This window comes from Massilia sp. MP_M2, assembly GCF_039123635.1.
Taxonomy (GTDB): Bacteria; Pseudomonadota; Gammaproteobacteria; order Burkholderiales; family Burkholderiaceae_D; genus Telluria.
The window spans coordinates 12,652-28,537 of record NZ_JBCHJF010000002.1 but is presented as its reverse complement, the minus strand read 5'-3'; the positions used below and the strand labels follow the sequence as shown (position 1 = coordinate 28,537).

Here is a 15,886-nt window from a genome sequence, read left to right as displayed (position 1 = left end):
CGACGCCAGTCAGCTGGCGCGCAGCGCCGCTGCGGCTTTTGCCAGCGCGGTGATGTGGGCCCAGTCGCCGGCCTCGATCGCGTCCTTCGGGGTGAGCCACGAACCACCGACGCAGGCGACGTTCTTGCAGGCCAGGAAGGCCGGCGCGGTCTCGATCGTGATGCCGCCGGTCGGGCAGAACGTCATGTCCGACAGCGGGCCCCGGATCGCGTTGAGCATGCCCACGCCGCCCGCCTGCATGGCCGGGAACAGCTTGACCTGACGGAAGCCCGCTTCGCGCGCAGCCATCACTTCGGATGGCGTCATGACGCCCGGCAGCAGCGGCAGGCCGCTCGATTTGGCGGCGGCGATCAGCGCTGGCGTCAGGCCCGGCGAGACGCCGAACACGGCGCCGGCGTCGCGCGAGGCGACGAATTCTTCGGGCGAGGTTAGGGTGCCGACGCCGACGATGGCGCCTTCGACTTCGCTCATGGCGCGGATCGCGCCCAGGCCGTGCTCCGTGCGCAGCGTGACTTCGAGCACGCGGATGCCACCGGCGACAAGCGCTCTGGCCAATGGCACGGCGTGCGCCGGATCGTCGATGGCGATGACAGGGATCACGCTCGCCGAGCGCATAATTTCAAGTAAGGTCATTTCTGCGTCCTAAAGAGAAAGTCTTCGTCTGAACCCGGCACCACCTCATTGGCGTCCAGGCCTTCGTGCAGCGGCACGATGGTGGGAACCGGCGACGGCAGCGGGAACGTCGCCGCGCCCTGCTCCGCTGCGCTGATCGAGGCGCGGAACATCGTAAACAGTTCGCGGCCCATGCCGATGTGGCTCTTGCTCAGGTCGGTCGTGACCTGCTTGCGCGCGGCCCATTCTTCGGCCGGCACCAGCGCCTGCAGCGTGCCGGTGGTGGCGTCGACGCGGATGATGTCGCCGTCGCGCACGAGGCCCAGCGGGCCACCGGCCAGGATTTCAGGCGACACGTGGATCGCCGCCGGCACCTTGCCCGACGCGCCCGACATGCGGCCATCGGTGACCATCGCTACCTTGAAGCCGGCATCCTGCAGGTTCGACAGCGCTGGCGTCAGTGCGTGCAGTTCCGGCATGCCGTTGGCGCGTGGGCCCTGGAAGCGCACCACCGCCACGAAATCGCGATTGAGCTGGCCGGCCTTGTAGGCGCCCATGAAGTCTTCTTGCGAATCGAACGTCAGCGCCGGCGCTTCGATCACGTGGTAATCGTTCTTGACGGCCGAAATCTTCATCACGGCGCGGCCCAGGTTACCCTGCACCAGCACCATGCCGCCGTTGTTGCTGAACGGGTTCGATGCCGGGCGCAGCACGGTCTCGTCGCCGCTCTGGGCCGGCGTGTCGCGCCAGATGGTCTTGCCATCCTCGCCCAGGAACGGCTCTTTGCAGTGGGCGCGCAGGCCGTGGCCCAGCACCGTGTTGACGTCTTCGTGCGCGAGGCCCGCGTCGAGCAGTTCGCGGATGATGAAGCCCGGGCCGCCGGCGGCCTGGAAGTGATTCACGTCGGCTTCGCCGTTCGGGTAGATGCGGGTGAGCAGCGGCACGACCTTCGACAGCTGGTCGAAGTCGTCCCAGTCGATCACGATGCCGGCCGCGCGTGCGATGGCCACCAGGTGCAGCGTGTGGTTGGTGGAGCCGCCCGTCGCGTGCAGCGCGGCGATCGCGTTGACGATGCATTTCTCGTCGACGATGCGGCCGATCGGCATATAGGTACCACCCTGCTGCGAGATCGCCACTGCCTGGCGCGCTGCGCTCCTGGTCAGCGCGTCGCGCAGTTCGGTGCCCGGCGTGATGAACGCGGCGCCCGGCAGGTGCAGGCCCATGACTTCCATCAGCATCTGGTTGCTGTTGGCGGTGCCGTAGAACGTGCAGGTGCCGGCGTCGTGGTACGACGCGGCTTCGCATTCCATCAGTTCTTCGCGCGTGGCCTTGCCCTGCGCGTAGAGCTGGCGCACGCGCGCTTTCTCTTTGTTCGACAGGCCCGACGTCATCGGGCCGCCCGGCACGAAGATGCCCGGGATATGGCCGAAATGCAGCGCGCCGATCAGGAGACCCGGCACGATCTTGTCGCAGATGCCCAGATACAGGCTGGCATCGAACATATTGTGCGACAGGCCGACGGCGGTGGCCATGGCGATGGTGTCGCGCGAGAACAGCGACAGTTCCATGCCCGGCTGACCCTGCGTGACGCCATCGCACATGGCGGGCACGCCGCCGGCGAACTGGGCCACGGCGCCGATCTCGCGCACGGCGTCCTTGATGATGGTCGGATAGCTCTCGAACGGCTGATGCGCCGACAGCATGTCGTTGTAGGAAGAAACGATGGCCACCGATGGCTGCTTGACTTCACGCAGCTTGAGTTTGTCGTTGGCCGGGAACGCGGCGAACCCGTGGGCGAGGTTCGTGCACGACAGCGCGCCGCGCTGCACGCCCTGGATGCGGGCGGCCTCGAGGTGCGCCAGATAGGCTGCGCGCGACGGGCCGCTGCGCTGGATGATGCGGTTGGTAACCTGTTCGACTACGGGGTGGAGCGCCATGTTCGTTCCTTCCTGAATTTAGTATCTGAAATTTTACTACGAATTGGGGTGCTGCGCTGTTCAGTTACCCCCGATGCTATACGGATGAGCGTGAAGGGGGGTCCCGAACAGCGCCGGATGTTGGTATCCTGGCGACGCACACGCGCTTTTATGTAGTGAATTTACGCGCAGATAATTGTATTATTCGATAATCTGTTAACGACAACATTGTGCCACGCACCCCGGACCCCATGCGCCAGCCATCCCTGACCAGTATCGCCAGCTTCCAGGCACTCGCCCAGCACGCCGACATTGCCACCACGTGGCAGATGCGCGATCTGTTTGCCGCCGACCCGCAGCGCTTCGAGCGTTTCAGCGATGAGGCTGCAGGCCTGTTCCTAGACTATTCAAAAAATCGCCTCGACGGGCGCACGCTTGAACTGCTGATGCAGCTGGCGCGCGAGCGCGGCGTCGAAGCGCGGCGCGATGCGATGTTCCTGGGCGCGCGCATCAACAATACCGAGGGCCGCGCGGTGCTGCACACCGCCCTGCGCGCCCCGCGCGGCGCGTCACACGTGGTCGATGGCGTGGACATCAATGCCGACATCCACGCCGTGCTCGATCGCATCAAGACCTTCACCGACGCGGTGCGCAGCGGCGAATGGCTGGGTTACACCGGCAAGCCGATTACCGACATCGTCAACATCGGCATCGGCGGCTCCGACCTGGGCCCGAAGATGGTCGTGCTGGCCCTGCGCCACTACGCGCATCCGCGCCTGCGCATGCACTTCGTCTCGAACGTCGATGGCCACGACATGGACGCGGCCCTGGGCCAGGTCGATCCCGAAACGACGCTCTTCATCGTCGCCTCCAAGACCTTCACCACCACCGAGACGATGATGAACGCGCAGAGCGCGCGTCGCTGGTTCCTGGCGCACGCGCCTGCGGAGTTGGCCGACACCGCATTGGCGAAGCACTTCGTCGCCGCATCGACCAACACGGAAGCAATCAAGGCCTTCGGCATCGATCCGGCCAATATGTTCCCGTTCTGGGACTGGGTTGGCGGGCGCTACTCAGTCTGGTCGGCGATCGGCCTGCCGGTCGCGCTGGCCGTGGGCTTTGGCTACTTCAAGGACTTTTTGGCCGGCGCCCACGAACTGGATGAGCACTTCCGCAGCGCGCCGCTCGAGCAGAACCTGCCGGCACTCCTGGGCCTGATCGGCTTCTGGAACCGCCAGTTCCTCGAGTGCAGCTCGGTCTCGATCGCGCCGTACCACCAGGACCTGAACCGCTTCCCGGCCTACCTGCAGCAGCTCGACATGGAAAGCAACGGCAAGCGCGTCACGCGCGACGGCCAGCCAGTGGACACGCCAACCTGCCCGGCGATCTGGGGCGAGTGCGGCACCAACGGCCAGCACGCCTACTTCCAGCTGCTGCACCAGGGCACCGACGTGACGCCGATAGATTTCATCGCCGCCCTGCGCCCGGCGCACGAGATGGACCACCACCACACTGCCCTGCTGGCAAACTGCTTCGCGCAATCGGAAGCCTTCATGAAGGGCAAGACCGCCGACGAAGTGCGCACCGACCTGACGGCGCAAGGCTTGCCGGCGGACGAAGTCGAGCGCCTTACGCCGCACAAGACCTTCCCCGGCAACCGCCCGAGCAACACGATCCTGATGGAGCGCCTGACGCCCACCACGCTGGGCGCCCTGATCGCGCTGTACGAACACAAGACGTTCGTCCAGGGCGTGCTGTGGGACGTCAACAGTTTTGATCAGTGGGGCGTCGAGCTGGGCAAGGTGTTGGCCAAGAAGATCGAGGCCGAACTGGCGGGCGAACCGGCACCAGGCCTGCACGACAGTTCCACCAATGGCTTGATCGCGCGCGCGAAAGCCGCCGTCTGATCGTAATCCTAGTAGCGTAGACGGGTTCCCCGTCCACGCGTTCAACGACCTTTGGTACGCCACAAAATCGGATTAATTTGAACGCGTGGACGGCATAGCCGTCCACCCTACGCCGGCTGCAGCACCTGCGACACGAAAGAAAGATTATGGCAACCGAAAAATTTGAAGTGGTACACGATGCGCCGATGCTGGTGGGCGAATCGGCGATCTGGCACGAAGTCGAATCGGCCCTGTACTGGGTCGACATCGAGGGCTTGACCGTCAACCGCCTGCATGCGGCAAGCGGCAAATTCAGCGCATGGAAGATGGGTTCGAACCCGTCGGCGCTGGCAATCGACGACAACAATTTTCTGGTCGTGGCCACACGCGAGGGCCTGCTGCGCCTGAACACGACCGACGGTGTCGAAACCCCGATCGCCCACGCGCCGTACGATCCGTCGAAGGTGCGCTTTAACGACGGGCGCGTCGACCCGGCGGGCCGCTTCTGGATCGGCACCATGTACGAGCCGCGCGACCAGCCGGCCGCCGAGATGTACGTGCTCGAGCGCGACACCCTGCGCTGCGCCTGGCGCGGCGGCATGACCAACTCGAACGGCCTGGCCTGGAGCCTGGATGGCCGCACGATGTTCCATGCCGATACCACCACGCACCGGATCGACTGCTACGACTTCGACGTGGACACCGGCGAGCAAAGCAACCGCCGCACGATCCTCACTTTCCCGAGCGACAAGACGGCGCCGGATTACGGCGGCCGGCCCGATGGCGCGACGATCGACGCGGAAGGCATGTACTGGGTCGCGATGTTCGAAGGAGCTCGCGTGCTGCGCATCTCGCCAACCGGCGAGATCCTGCGCGAGATTAAACTGCCGGTGCGCTGCCCGACCTCGGTCTGCTTCGGCGGGCCCGACCTGCGCACGCTGTACATCACCAGCGCCAGCCAGGGTCGGTCAAGCGAAGAAATCGCGCAGTATCCGCACACCGGCAAGGTGCTGTCGGTGCGGCTCGATGTCGCGGGCCGCGAAGAGCCCGAATACCGGCCATGAGACAGCACGCGCCGTGCATTGCGCACGGCGCGGCGGCCTGTTACCAGGTGTAGCCGGCCTTCACGTAGAAGTAGCGGCCATTGAAGCCGTTCGGCGCCCACACGCTGTACGGCTGGGTGCCGTTCACGTTCAGGTTGGCCCGCGACGTGACCTGCGCAGGATAGCGGTTGGTCGCGTTGTCGATGCCGGCCGTCAGGCGCCATTGGTTCAGGCGTACACTCGCTGCCAGATCAAGCACCCACTGCGGGTCGTAGTTCTGGTCCAACGCTGGATCGTTCTGCGGCACCGTGAATTCGCCATAACGCGTCACCACGGCGCGGCCATTCCACGCACCCTGCGTGTAGTCCCCGGTCAGACTGAGCTTGTCCTTCGGCGAGCCGACCGTCAGGCGGTTGATGCTCTGGCGGTCCACCAGCGACAGTCCCTGCCCCGACAGCACGGCCGGCGACGCCGCCACACCCTGCACGTCGTTGTCGTTGTGGTTGTAGGCCAGCGTCAGGTCGGCGCGCGCGCCCTGCGCGAAGTTCAGGCGGTACGTGCTGACCACATCGACGCCCTTGGTGCGCGTGTCGACCGCGTTGGTAAAGTAACGCGCCGCGCCGACGAACACGCCCTGGGCCGCGAGCGCGCGTGACAGCGCCGGTGCATTGGCAAGTTGCAGGTTCGAAGAGAACACGATGCGGTCGTCGATATCGATGCGGTACAAATCAACCGTCGTGGTCCAGTTGCGATTTGGCTGCCACTGCGCGCCGATGCTCAGGTTGCGCGCCTTTTCGGCCTTGAGGGGCTGCGCGCCCAGTGCACGGGCGGCGGCGCTGCCGACCGGGAAGGTACCCGTCTCCACCAGTGCGCTGGCGCCGTTCACGAGCAGCGTGTTGGTGGTGGTGATCGTGTAGAACGACTGGGCCAGCGACGGCGCGCGGAAACCGTTCGATGCCGTACCGCGCAGCGCGAAGGTCGGCGTGAACGCATAGCGTGCCGATGCCTTGGCCGAGTTCGTGCTGCCGAAATCGCTGTAGCGTTCATGGCGCAGCGCCAGTGCGCCCGACAGTGCGCTCGTGATGTCGCCTTCCAGGTTCAGGTACACCGATTTGTTGTTGCGGGTATTTTCGCCCGCGTTCTCGGGCCGGAAGCCCGAATAACCCTGGGCGCCGGAACCGAAGTATGAACCGGCTTCGCCCGCGCCGATCTCGTAGGATTCATGGCGCGCTTCCAGGCCCAGGGCCACCGTCAGCGGACCACTCATGAACGACACGGGAATTTCGCGCGCCACGTCCAGGTTGGCCAGGCTCTGGGTCGAGGTCAGTTCGCCCGCATAGAAGCTGGTGGGGCTGGCCGCGCCGAGGCCGTAGTTGACCGTGTCGTTGACGTCGAGGGTGAAGCGGTTGCGGCCGTGGTTCAGGCTTGCGTCCCAGCGCCAGCCGGCGACCACGCCGCGCAGACCCGTCACGATCGAGGCATCGACCGAGGTGCTGCCCAGCAGCGGCTGGAAGCCTTCCGGATACAGGGGCGAGCGCAGCGTGGTGCGGCTGTTGTCGGTAAACGCAGTGCGGAAAGTCGCCGCCGACGAGGTATCGCGCTCGCCGTAGCTCGCAAAAGCATACCAGTCGACGTCGTCGTTGATTCGCACTTCGCTGTTGACGAACAGCGTGCGTGGACGGCTGTCCGGATCACCGTAACGCTGGGTCACCAGACCCTGGCGTGGACCGGCGGACGGCCGCGGGTCGGCGAACGAGCGGTTGGTGGCGTTGCGCTCGGCCGCTTCGACGGCGATGCGCACCCAGCCATCCTGGCCCAGATTGAAGCCCGCCGAGCCGCGCACGGTGGCCTGCTCGCCATCGCCCGCGTCATACTGGCCATACACCACTTCTGCTTCGCCGCCCTTGGCGCCGCGCTTCAGGATGATATTGACCACGCCGGCGATGGCGTCCGAGCCGTATTGGGCCGCGGCGCCGTCGCGCAGCACTTCGATGCGCTCGATCGCCGCCAGCGGAATCGCATTCAGGTCGACCGGCGCCGAGCCGCGCCCCAGCGTGCCGTTGACGTTGACGACAGCCGACGTGTGGCGGCGTTTGCCGTTGACCAGCACCAGCGTCTGGTCGGGCGACAGGCCGCGCAGCTGCGCCGGACGCACCGCATCGCTGGCATCGGCACCGCTCGGACGCGGGAAATTCATCGATGGCAGCAGGCGCGAGAGCACGGTGGCCAGTTCGCCCGAGCCGGTGCTGAGCAGTTCCTTGTTGCCGATGACGTCGACCGGCGACTCCGAGTCGAGCGTGCGGCGGTTCAGTGAACGGGTGCCGGTGACGACGATCGTCTGCAGGTCCTGGGCGGCCGGCGCCGGTGGCGGCGTGGTCTGGGCCAGCGCTGCGGTCGGGGCCAGGGTCGCGATCAGGCTCAGGATCAGGACCGCGCGATGCGGATTGGCGTGATGGTGCTTGCAGCTCATGGGGGCTTCTCTTCTTCTGGTCGGTGACGGCGGTACCTCGACCGCCGAAGGGACGCGAAGCTTAACAGGCCTCCAATTGCGTTACCAATATCGATTTTGCCTATGCTTATATCGGGAACCGGCAGGTGGCAGGGGGCGCTTCTCTCAGCCCATCATGCGGGCCGAATCGTAGCCAATCCGCACCGCGCCCCAGTGCTTCCCGTCGAGCATGACCGGCATCGACAGATCGTTGATCACCTCGCCCGTATCGCGCAGATAGGTCTGCAGCAGGAATGGCTCGCGGTTCTTCGCCAGCCGGATACCCACCGGATCGTCGAAGATGCGCTTGTTCCGGCAATACACCAGGTCGTGCTCGCGCTGCCCGTTGGGCGGGCGCGAAAACTTGGTGTTATGGGTCGGTGCAAAGCCGCGGTTGTCCACGGCCAGCGCGTAGGCGGCGCCCGGCAAGTCAGTCAGCACGCGGTCGAACAGCGCCTGCAGATCACGCTCGACGATGCGGTCGTAGGACGTGGTAAAGCGCGGCGGATCGGACTGCGCGATCGGCTGGTAGCTCTGGTCGAACACGTTGGCGCCGCCTTCGCCGTGGCGCTTCAGGCAGGCCAGCACCTCTTCGCGCAGCACGGTGGTTGCATCGACCAGCGCGTCGAACGGCGTGCCGCCGGTGCGAAAACCCGCCAGCACGCCTTGCAGATCCTCGGTTGCCAGCCGCACCTCGTCGACCCGGCGCGAGGCATCCTGCATCGTCGCCGCCGCCCCGGACGCATTGCTCGCCACCTCGTCGACGCGCGCCCCGATCTGCTGATTGACGCCGTCGAGCGACTGCATCGCCAGCGCCATCTGGTCCACGGTCGCGGTCATGCGCTCAAAATCAGCCACGAACGTCGTCAGGTGGCTCGCCGCGCTGCCGGCTTCGCGCGCCGAGACGTTCACACCCTCGAGGATATCGGCTGTCGCGCTGGAGGTCGACGCCACCAGCCCGCGCATCGCGCTGCTGGCGGTCGCGATCTTCACGGCTTCGGCGTTGACCACCTGCGACAGGCGCCGCACTTCGGAGGCCACCACGGCAAACCCGCGCCCGGCCGGGCCGGCGCGCGCCGCTTCGATCGCGGCATTGATCGCCAGCAGATTGGTCTGGTTGGCGACGTTTTCGATGACGGTGCCGAATTCGCCGATCTCGTGCAGGTGTCCGACCAGTTGCGAGACGGTGTCGGAAAAACCGTGCACCTGCGCCTCGATGGTGCGCATGCGTGCTTCGAGGCGCGTGAGTTCATCCATCGATTCGCGCGCCGTGTGCAGGTTACGCGCGGCGGTGTCGGCGATGCGCAGCGTACCGGCGTTGACATCGGCCGACAGGTCGGTGACTTCGCGCGCCGCGGCGGCCAGCGCGCCGGCCGCCTGGTGCTGGCGCGCGGCCTGGGCCTGCGCCTGATCGACTTCCTTGCGCAGGCGCGCGGCATTGATCGCCGTGCGGATGCTGCCATCGCGCGCCTTGACCACCAGCGCGCGCACGCTGCCACCCACCGCCCGGCCACCGAACGGCGACAGCGCCCGACCCAGACTTTGCATCCAGCCCATCATGTCTCCCTCATCTTCGCAGCTCGCATGGCTACGATATTTACTTGTGGAAACTATAGCCCTGATCCCTTGCCCTGTCATGTCGCATTGTCTGGCCGTCGCATTCCCACCACTCGGGGTGCGCCGGTGGGCGCACAACTATGTCAACATAAACCTCGGCGACCGCCTTTCGTAGTAGATTTTCTTGTAAGGTGCTAATTTATGTAGTAAATTTACATATAATCTCTTCCTGTTTTCATTCTCTTCAAGTACCCACCTCATCATGGCGATTCCCGATTTCGACCTCGTATTCTTTGGCGGCAGTGGCGACCTTGCGATGCGCAAGCTGTTGCCTGCCATGTTCGCGCGCGACGTGGCGGGCGACCTGCCGGCCAGCGCCCGCATCATCTGCGTCGGGCGCGACGACGCCACGCAGGAAGCATTCCTGCACATGGTCGAGACCAATTCGAAGCCGCACATCAAGGAAGCGCCATCCGGCGCCAACTGGGAAAAATTCATCGGCCGCATCACCTATGTGGCGCTCAATGCCACCGATGCCGGCACCTACGGTGACCTGGTCGCGGCCCTGCGCGCCGACACGTCGCTCACGCGCGTGTATTACCTGGCCACGCCGCCGCAGATCTTCGCCAAGATCTGCGACAACCTGGCCGCCACGGGCCTGGCCACGCCCAATTCGCGCGTGGTGCTCGAAAAACCGCTGGGCCGCGACCTGGCCTCGGCCAAGCAGATCAATCTGGACGTGGGCAAGGTCTTCGCCGAGTCGCAGATCTACCGCATCGACCACTACCTGGGCAAGGAGACCGTGCAGAACCTGCTGGCCCTGCGTTTCGGGAACATCCTGTTCGAGCCGCTGTGGCGCCGCGAATGGATTTCGGACGTGCAGATCACCATCGCCGAGAAGATCGGCGTGGGCAACCGCATGGGCTACTACGACAACTCGGGCGCGCTGCGCGACATGCTGCAGAACCACCTGCTGCAACTGCTGTGCATCGTGGCGATGGAGCCGCCGGCGTCGATCGCGCCGGACGCCGTGCGCGACGCCAAGCTGCAGGTGCTGCGCTCACTGAAACGCTTCACGCCGACCACGCTCTCGCACAATATCGTGCGCGGCCAGTACCGCTCGGGCTATATCGATGGCCAGCCGGTGCCCGGCTACCGCGACGAACCGGATGCGCCAAAGAGTTCGCGCACCGAGACCTTCGTGGCGATGAAGGCCGAAATCGACACCTGGCGCTGGGCCGGCGTGCCGTTCTATCTGCGCACGGGCAAGCGCATGTCCGACCGCCTGGCCGAAATCGTCGTGCGCTTCAAGCCGATCCCGCACTCGATCTTCAACCAGCCGACGTCGAGCTTCCAGCCCAACAGCCTGGTGATCCGCCTGCAGCCCGATGAAGGGCTGTCGATGAACCTGATGGCCAAGACGCCGGGCGACTCGATGCGCCTGAAACAGGCCGAACTCGAACTCGATTTTCGCGAGCAGTTCACGTCGCCGCGCATGGAAGCCTACGAGCGCCTGCTGCTCGACGTGCTGCGCGGCCAGCTCACGCTGTTCATGCGCGGCGACGAGCTGGAAGCGGCGTGGGAATGGGTCGAACCGATCCTGGAGCACTGGGAACAGGACGACAGCTCTCCCGCCCCGTACACGTCCGGCACCTGGGGCCCGGCTGCGGCCAGCGCCCTGATCGGACGCGACGGCTTGCAGTGGCGCGAAGAATCGCTGCCGGAAGACTGAGGCTAACCAATGCTGCTCGACTCGATCCGCACCCAGCTCGACACGCTCTCCAAATCGGAGCGCAAGGTGGCGCTCGCGGTGCTGGCGGCGCCGTCCGGCACCGTGAGCCAGAACATCACGGCGCTCGCGCGCAACGCGGGCGTATCGGAACCGACCGTCGTGCGCTTTTGCCGCACGCTGGGTTACGACGGCTGGCACGAGTTCAAACTGAAGCTGGCGCAAGGCCTGGCGCTGGCCCTGCCCGGCGCCAACGAGGCGCCGCACCAGGACGACCTGGCGTCGGATCTGATCAACAAGATCTGCAGCCGCTCGATCAACACGCTGCTCGACCTGCGCAACAACCTCAAGCCGGAGCTGGTCCAGCAGGCCCTCGAGATCCTCGCGCGCGCCAACAAGATCGAGTTCTACGGCCAGGGCACGTCCGGCTTCGTGGCGGCCGACGCCCAGCACAAGTTCTTCCGCTCGGGCGTGCCGACGGTGGCCTACACCGACCCGGCCATCCACTCGATCGCGGCCGCCCTGCTGCGCGAAGGCGATGCGGTAGTCGCCATTTCGCAGCGCGGCAACAACCCGGCGCTGACCCGTTCGGCCAAGCTGGCCAAGGCGGGCGGCGCGCAGGTCATCGTGCTGGCGCCATCGGGCACGCCGCTGGCCGAGATGGCCACGCTCCTGATCCCGATCGACCTCGTGTTTGCGACCGACCCGTACACGCCAATCTCGGCGCGCCTGGCGTACCTGGTCGTGATCGACGTGCTGGCGGTGGGCCTGGCGCTGCGGCGCGGGCCGGAGTTTCGCAAGAAGATGCAAAACGCACAGAAAGCGCTACAGGAGTTCGACATGCAGTTCGATTCGTTCATCGGCTAAAATAGTTCCTTTCTTGACCGCCGAATGTCAACGCCATGCACATCAATCCAGAACGCAGCACCCGTCCCGATTACGACCTGCTGGTCCGCCAGGTCGCGAGCATCCTCGAAGGCGAACGTGACCTGACAGCCAATGCGGCGCAGTTCTCGGCACTCGTCTACGACACCATCGCCGACCTGAACTGGGCTGGCTTCTACTTCACCGTGCCGTCCAAAAAGGGCGAAGGCCAGGATCTGCTGGTCGGCCCGTTCCAGGGCAAGCCTGCCTGCGCGCGCATCCCGTTCGGGCGCGGCGTCTGCGGCGCCTCCGCCGCCCGCCGCGAGACCATCGTGGTCGCCGACGTGCACGCGTTCCCGGGCCATATCGCCTGCGATTCGGCGTCGGCCTCCGAGATCGTGATCCCGGTGCTCAAGGACGACCGGCTGATCGGCGTGTTCGACATCGACAGCCCGAAGCTTGAACGCTTCAGCGACGAAGACCGCGTCGGCCTGGAAGCCATGCTGGCCGCGTTTGTTGCGGGCACCGATTTCTAAGAATATTCAAAAGACCACCATGAACCAACTCGAACAGCTCAAGCAATTCACCACCGTCGTTGCCGACACCGGCGACTTCCAGTCGATCAAGGCCTATACGCCGCAGGACGCGACCACCAACCCGTCGCTGATCCTCAAAGCCGTGCAGAAGCCGGAATACCGCCCGCTGCTCGAAAAAGCGATCGCGGACGCGCCCGACGCGTCGATCGACGGCATCATCGACAGCCTGTTGATCGCCTTCGGCGTGGAAATCCTCAAGTTCGTGCCGGGCCGCGTGTCGACCGAGATCGATGCCGCGCTGTCCTTCGATACTGAGGCCACGGTGGCCAAGGGCCGCGAACTGATCGCGCTGTACGAAGCGGCCGGCGTGTCGCGCGAGCGCGTCCTGATCAAGATCGCCTCGACCTGGGAAGGCATCCGCGCCGCCGAGATCCTGGAAAAAGACGGTATCCACTGCAACCTGACGCTGCTGTTCTCGCTGTGCCAGGCGGTGGCCTGCGCCGAAGCGGGCGTGCAGCTGATTTCGCCGTTCGTCGGCCGTATCTACGACTGGTACAAGAAGTCGACCGGCACCGATTATCAGGGCGCCGACGATCCGGGCGTGCAGTCGGTCAAGGGCATCTACCAGTACTACCGCAAGTTCGGCTACGCGACCGAAGTGATGGGCGCGAGCTTCCGCAACACGTCGCAGATCCTGGAACTTAGCGGTTGCGACCTGCTCACGATCTCGCCGGACCTCTTGCAAAAGCTGGCCGACAGCGACGCGCCGTTCGAGCGCAAGCTGGTCAAGGATGACAGCGCCAATATCGAGAAGATCGCAATCGACGAGAAAACCTTCCGCTTCATGCTCAATGAAGATGCGATGGCAACCGAAAAGCTGGCCGAAGGCATCCGCGCGTTCGTCGCCGATTCGATCAAGCTGAAGGTGATGATCGAAGGCATGCGTTAATCACATCAGTTGCGCAAACGACAAACCCGGCTGCGGCCGGGTTTTTTGTTGTTTTTACATCTACACCGTAGGGTGGATGGCTTTGCCGTCCACGCGTTCAACATAACGTGGCATGCCACGATGCGTAGTTGGTTTGAACGCGTGGGCGGGTAACCCGCCCACCCTACGACCGGGTTTTTTCTTGGTTTTACATGTGTAAAGCCAGGTCTCAGCGTGCACGCAACCCGGCGATGTAGGTGTCGATCAATTCAGCACCCAGCTCGACCAGCTCGAACGAACCCGGCTCGAAAATCCAGTTGCGGATCAAGCCGTCGAGCATGACCCACATGCACATCGACGCATTGCGCGGATCGACGCTGGCCGGCAAGGTGCCCTCGGCCTTGGCTTGGGTGAACTGATCCTGCAAGCGGCCGCGCCAGCGCGCTACCGACTCGCGCTTGTGCGCGCGGGCAGAATCGACCTCGTCGGTAAATTCGGTCTTGAGCGTCGCGATCTCGAACACGCGGCGCGCCTTCTCGTCACCCTCCACGATCTGCAGCACTGCCATCATTTCGTTGCGCAGGCTTTGCAGCGGATCGGTGTCCGCACGCTCGCCTGCCAGCTTGACGGCGGCATCCATGGGCATCGTGGCGCGTTCCATCATGGCGCTGAAGACGGCGCCCTTATCGACAAAATGCCAATAAATCGCGCCGCGTGTCACGCCCGCTGCGGTGGCGATATGCTGTAAAGTTGTTCGCGAAACGCCATTTTTTGCAAACAAGATTTCTGCTGCATCAAGGATGCTGTCTCGTGTTGCGGCGGCTTCTTCTTTCGTCCTGCGGACCATATTCGGGGGTTACTCCAAAATTACAAGGGGGCAAACATTTTACATACAGTCGTGATAGTATATAAAACGATTTGCAAAAGCCAGTGTTGATATTACCCTTCGCCATGTTTTCCTCAGTGGCGGGTGAGGTCAACGCCTTACTAACTAGAAGGAAGCACACGTAATGCGCCCTGCCCAATCCTCGTCCCCGTCCCTGACCCGGGTCGCTGCCGCCACCCTGGCAGCCCTGGTTCTGTTGTCCGCCTGCGGCAAGAAAGATGCAGCCCCAGCCGGCGCCGCCCCTGGCGGCCAGCAAGCGCCAGCCGTCCAGGCCGGTGTCATCACCACCAAGATCGAAACCGTCGCATTGCAGACCGAGCTGCCAGCCCGCGTCGAGGCAATCCGCACCGCCCAGGTTCGCGCCCGCGTCGATGGCAATGTCCAGAAGCGCCTGTTCACCGAGGGCAGCATGGTCAAGCAGGGCCAGGCGCTATACCAGATCGACGCTGCACCGTACCAGGCCCAGGTCGCTGCCGCCCAGGCTGACCTGGCACGCGCCCAGGCCAATCTGGTGGCGGCCAAGTCCATTGCCGATCGCTACAAGCCGCTGGTCGAAGCCGCTGCTGTCAGCAAGCAGGAATTCGACAACGCCGTGGCTGCCCAGCGCCAGGGTGAGGCCGAAGTCGCCGCCGCCCGCGCGCAGGTTCGCGTAGCGCAGATCAATCTGGGCTACACCAACGTCAACGCCCCGATCTCCGGCCGCATCGGCCGTTCGCTGGTGACCGAAGGCGCGCTGGTTTCGGCGACCCAGTCGACCGAGCTGGCCCTGATCCAGCAGACCGACCGCATGTACCTGAACATCACGCAATCGGCGAACGATCTGCAGCGCCTGCGCAAGCAGGCCGGCGGCAAGCTCGATGCCGAGCTGCCGGTCACGGTCGTGCTCGACGACGGTACCGTGCTGCCACGCAAGGGCAAGCTGCTGTTCTCGGACGTCACCGTCGATGAAACGAGCGGCCAGGTCACGCTGCGCGCCGCCATCGACAATCCGGACAATGCCCTGCTGCCTGGCCAGTACGCACGCGTGCGTCTGTCGCAGTCGGAAACGCGCGGCATCCTGGTGCCACAGCAGGCAGTCACCCGTGGCGGCCAGAACGGCGACACCGTGATGGTCATCGGCGCCGACAACAAGCCAGTGTCCCGCACGGTCAAGATCGCTTCGCAGCAAGGCGAGAGCTGGATCGTCATCGACGGCCTGAAGGAAGGCGAAAACGTCATGGTCGACGGCTTCCAGAAACTGCAGATGCTGCCACCAGGCACGCCGGTCAAGCCGGTGCCATGGACCCCGGTCGCCGCACAAGCCCCCGCACAGGCAGGCGCCCCGGCTGCCCAGCCGAACGCCGCCGGCGCGAATGCACCGGGTGCGCGCACTCCGAGTTCCGGTTCGCCGGCGGCGGGTGCAACGACCCCGGCCAATAGCAGCCGCTAAGAATAAAACGAA

12 protein-coding genes are annotated in these 15,886 nt (G+C 64.9%); 7 read left to right on the top strand and 5 right to left on the bottom strand.

All coding sequences use genetic code 11. The features are described from left to right. Positions 1-9 precede the first annotated feature (9 nt). Positions 10-633, bottom strand: coding sequence for a bifunctional 4-hydroxy-2-oxoglutarate aldolase/2-dehydro-3-deoxy-phosphogluconate aldolase (eda, locus tag RCH14_RS04990; RefSeq protein WP_343025066.1), 624 nt, complete (start codon positions 631-633; stop codon positions 10-12). After that, positions 630-2,549 (bottom strand): phosphogluconate dehydratase, encoded by a 1,920-nt coding sequence (gene edd, locus RCH14_RS04985; protein ID WP_343025065.1) that lies wholly within the window; start codon positions 2,547-2,549, stop codon positions 630-632. Before edd ends, eda begins: the two co-directional genes overlap by 4 nt. 230 nt (positions 2,550-2,779) lie before the next feature. Between edd and pgi the strand changes: the two genes are divergently transcribed. Further along, positions 2,780-4,435, top strand: coding sequence for a glucose-6-phosphate isomerase (gene pgi / locus RCH14_RS04980; protein WP_343025064.1), 1,656 nt, complete (start codon positions 2,780-2,782; stop codon positions 4,433-4,435). A gap of 146 nt (positions 4,436-4,581) precedes the next feature. Beyond that, a complete protein-coding gene (locus RCH14_RS04975) occupies positions 4,582-5,478 on the top strand; it encodes an SMP-30/gluconolactonase/LRE family protein (protein ID WP_343025063.1) in 897 nt (298 codons plus the stop codon). 40 nt (positions 5,479-5,518) lie between these two features. Here the strand turns inward: RCH14_RS04975 and RCH14_RS04970 are convergent, their stop codons facing one another. Beyond that, positions 5,519-7,927: a TonB-dependent receptor gene (locus tag RCH14_RS04970; RefSeq protein WP_343025062.1), complete on the bottom strand. Its 2,409-nt coding sequence runs from the start codon at positions 7,925-7,927 to the stop codon at positions 5,519-5,521. Between the two features lie 144 nt (positions 7,928-8,071). Then, positions 8,072-9,493: a methyl-accepting chemotaxis protein gene (locus RCH14_RS04965; RefSeq protein ID WP_343025061.1), complete on the bottom strand. Its 1,422-nt coding sequence runs from the start codon at positions 9,491-9,493 to the stop codon at positions 8,072-8,074. Positions 9,494-9,764: 271 nt separating this feature from the next. Between RCH14_RS04965 and zwf the strand changes: the two genes are divergently transcribed. The 4 genes from zwf to tal are packed head-to-tail and all read left to right on the top strand — an operon-like array spanning position 9,765 to position 13,580. Next, on the top strand, positions 9,765-11,234 hold the full coding sequence (gene zwf, locus RCH14_RS04960; RefSeq protein WP_343025060.1) for a glucose-6-phosphate dehydrogenase: 1,470 nt from the start codon (positions 9,765-9,767) through the stop codon (positions 11,232-11,234). Between the two features lie 9 nt (positions 11,235-11,243). Continuing rightward, a complete protein-coding gene (locus RCH14_RS04955) occupies positions 11,244-12,098 on the top strand; it encodes an SIS domain-containing protein (RefSeq protein ID WP_183555662.1) in 855 nt (284 codons plus the stop codon). A 35-nt stretch (positions 12,099-12,133) separates the two neighbouring features. After that, on the top strand, positions 12,134-12,631 hold the full coding sequence (locus RCH14_RS04950) for a GAF domain-containing protein (protein ID WP_343025059.1): 498 nt from the start codon (positions 12,134-12,136) through the stop codon (positions 12,629-12,631). A 19-nt stretch (positions 12,632-12,650) separates the two neighbouring features. Beyond that, a complete protein-coding gene (tal, locus tag RCH14_RS04945; RefSeq protein ID WP_343025058.1) occupies positions 12,651-13,580 on the top strand; it encodes a transaldolase in 930 nt (309 codons plus the stop codon). A gap of 208 nt (positions 13,581-13,788) precedes the next feature. On the opposite strand, the gene RCH14_RS04940 is transcribed toward tal, so the two are convergent. Beyond that, positions 13,789-14,406 carry a TetR family transcriptional regulator gene (locus RCH14_RS04940; protein WP_343025057.1) on the bottom strand — a complete coding sequence of 206 codons (618 nt, stop codon included), beginning with the start codon at positions 14,404-14,406 and terminating at the stop codon, positions 13,789-13,791. 163 nt (positions 14,407-14,569) lie between these two features. Here RCH14_RS04940 and RCH14_RS04935 point away from each other — a divergent pair, with 163 nt between their 5' ends. After that, positions 14,570-15,874 carry an efflux RND transporter periplasmic adaptor subunit gene (locus RCH14_RS04935; protein ID WP_343025056.1) on the top strand — a complete coding sequence of 435 codons (1,305 nt, stop codon included), beginning with the start codon at positions 14,570-14,572 and terminating at the stop codon, positions 15,872-15,874. Positions 15,875-15,886: the final 12 nt, after the last annotated feature.

Coding starts and splice junctions, on each gene's coding strand:
- RCH14_RS04965 (WP_343025061.1), bottom strand. CDS start 9,493: ATGCAAAGTCTGGGTCGGGCGCTGTCGCCGTTCGGTGGCCGGGCGGTG.
- edd (WP_343025065.1), bottom strand. CDS start 2,549: ATGGCGCTCCACCCCGTAGTCGAACAGGTTACCAACCGCATCATCCAG.
- tal (WP_343025058.1), top strand. CDS start 12,651: ATGAACCAACTCGAACAGCTCAAGCAATTCACCACCGTCGTTGCCGAC.
- RCH14_RS04940 (WP_343025057.1), bottom strand. CDS start 14,406: ATGGTCCGCAGGACGAAAGAAGAAGCCGCCGCAACACGAGACAGCATC.
- zwf (WP_343025060.1), top strand. CDS start 9,765: ATGGCGATTCCCGATTTCGACCTCGTATTCTTTGGCGGCAGTGGCGAC.
- pgi (WP_343025064.1), top strand. CDS start 2,780: ATGCGCCAGCCATCCCTGACCAGTATCGCCAGCTTCCAGGCACTCGCC.
- RCH14_RS04970 (WP_343025062.1), bottom strand. CDS start 7,927: ATGAGCTGCAAGCACCATCACGCCAATCCGCATCGCGCGGTCCTGATC.
- RCH14_RS04955 (WP_183555662.1), top strand. CDS start 11,244: ATGCTGCTCGACTCGATCCGCACCCAGCTCGACACGCTCTCCAAATCG.
- RCH14_RS04935 (WP_343025056.1), top strand. CDS start 14,570: ATGCGCCCTGCCCAATCCTCGTCCCCGTCCCTGACCCGGGTCGCTGCC.
- RCH14_RS04975 (WP_343025063.1), top strand. CDS start 4,582: ATGGCAACCGAAAAATTTGAAGTGGTACACGATGCGCCGATGCTGGTG.
- eda (WP_343025066.1), bottom strand. CDS start 633: ATGACCTTACTTGAAATTATGCGCTCGGCGAGCGTGATCCCTGTCATC.
- RCH14_RS04950 (WP_343025059.1), top strand. CDS start 12,134: ATGCACATCAATCCAGAACGCAGCACCCGTCCCGATTACGACCTGCTG.